This window comes from Microbacterium sp. H6, from assembly GCF_003314775.1.
In the GTDB taxonomy this organism is placed as follows: Bacteria; Actinomycetota; Actinomycetes; order Actinomycetales; family Microbacteriaceae; genus Microbacterium; species Microbacterium oxydans.
In genome coordinates, this window is the sequence record NZ_QOAY01000157.1 from 350 (window position 1) to 2,139 (window position 1,790).

Here is a 1,790-nt window from a genome sequence, read left to right on the forward strand (position 1 = left end):
CCGACACCGCACGGGGGCCACGGCACACGCTGAGCATCCGGATCCCCTCGATCGTCCTGCTGGCCCTGCTGTTCACGATCCTGCTGTCCTGGCCGGTGGCCCGGTCGGGCGTGGCGCTGGTGCTGCTCCCGCTGGTCGGGCTCGCGGCCGTGGTGTCCTCGTCGTTGATACCCCGATGGCGCGAGCTGTCCGGTGAGCGGGTGCGCCGCATCCGCGAGGAGCAGCGCAGCCAGATGGCCGCCCACCTGCACGACTCGGTGCTGCAGACACTGGCGCTGATCCAGAACAGGGCGGGAGCTTCCAGCGAAGCTGCGCGCCTCGCCAGGGCGCAGGAGCGCGAGCTGCGTGCCTGGTTGTACGACGGCGATGCTCCGGCCGACAGTGATCTTCCGACCGACCTGCGCGACTATGCCGGAGCGTTGGAGCTCGACTACCCGGTGCGCATCGACGTGGTCTCCGCCGGCCTGTCGACAGAGCGGGCGAGCGGAGAGCTCGCCGCCGCCGCCAGGGAGGCGATCCTGAACGCGGCCCGCCACGCAGGAGGCGAGATCTCGGTGTACATCGAGGGAAGCGTGTCAGGCGTCGATGTGTTCATCCGCGATCGGGGCCCGGGATTCCAGCTCGATGAGGTGCCCAGCGATCGGTTGGGCGTGCGCGAGTCGATCATCGGACGGATGCGCCGTGCGGGTGGCAGCGGAGGGGTTCGCAGCGACGAGAGCGGCACAGAGGTGCATCTGCGCATCATGACACCGTCCAACCAGGAGCGGCCGGTACCGCGTGCGACGGCTCGGGAGGAGCACCATGCCTGAGATCATCCGTGTCGTGATCGTCGACGATCACTCGATCTTCCGCTCCGGCCTGCGCGCAGACCTCGATGCGAGCGTCGATGTGGTGGGCGAAGCGGCAGACGTGCCGTCGGCGATCTCGGTGATCGGCGAGACGCGACCGGATGTCGTGCTCCTCGACGTGCATCTCCCGGGCGGCGACGGCGAGGACGCGGCCGGAGGTGAGGCGGTGATCCGCGGGTCGTCTCCGACCGATGCCCGCTTCCTCGCGTTGAGCGTGTCCGACGCCGCGGCCGACGTGGTGCGGGTGATCCGCGCCGGCGCGCGGGGTTACATCACGAAGGGCTCATCCGGCGTCGAGGTCAGCAGCGCGGTGCGGGCCGTGGCCGAGGGTGATGCGGTCTTCTCGCCGAGGCTTGCCGGCTTCGTGCTCGACGCCTTCGGGGCGGTCGCCGGTGAGACCGCGACAGCGACCGACGAACTCGACCGGCTCTCGGCACGCGAGCAGGAGGTCATGCGGCTGATCGCTCGGGGCTACGCGTACAAAGAGGTCGCGTCGGAGCTGTTCATCTCGATCAAGACGGTCGAGACGCATGTGTCGTCGGTGCTGCGCAAGCTTCAACTCTCCTCACGACACGAACTCACGGCATGGGCCTCCGAGCGGCGGCTGTTGTGAGCGCACCGCTCGGGTGAGGTCGCTCAGGCCGCGAGCCACAGACCTTTCTGATCCGTCGCGATGGTGAGTCCGGCCGCGACCGTCTCGTCGTCGCCGATCCTGGCACCGCGGACGATGCGCGCTCCGGCACCGATGTCGGTGCGGACGCCCACGTAGGCGTGATCGCCGATCGCCGCGCCATGGCCGACGTGCGCGTGCGCGTCCACGAACGCGCCTTCGCCGATCACGGCGTCTTCGTCGATCCAGGCACCGCGGGCGATGGTCGCGCCGGCACCGACGCGCGCCCCCGGTTCGATATAGGCACCCGCCTCGATGTGTGCCTTCGGGTG

General features: G+C 69.7%; 3 protein-coding genes. 2 read left to right on the top strand and 1 reads right to left on the bottom strand.

Going from position 1 to position 1,790, the window contains the following annotated elements; all coding sequences use genetic code 11:
- Nucleotides 1-809: sensor histidine kinase (locus DSP71_RS09975; RefSeq protein ID WP_113681008.1), on the top strand; the 809-nt coding region annotated here is incomplete at its 5' end.
- Nucleotides 802-1,461, top strand: a complete 660-nt coding sequence (locus tag DSP71_RS09980) for a response regulator transcription factor (protein ID WP_113681009.1) — start codon at nucleotides 802-804, stop codon at nucleotides 1,459-1,461. The genes DSP71_RS09975 and DSP71_RS09980, both read left to right, overlap by 8 nt.
- A 23-nt stretch (nucleotides 1,462-1,484) precedes the next feature.
- On the opposite strand, the gene DSP71_RS09985 is transcribed toward DSP71_RS09980, so the two are convergent.
- Nucleotides 1,485-1,790 (bottom strand): DapH/DapD/GlmU-related protein (locus DSP71_RS09985; protein ID WP_258546359.1); only part of this gene is annotated, 306 nt, incomplete at its 5' end.

Excerpts from the sequence above, each read along its gene's own strand:
- DSP71_RS09980 (WP_113681009.1), top strand. The coding sequence starts at position 802 with ATGCCTGAGATCATCCGTGTCGTGATCGTCGACGATCACTCGATCTTC.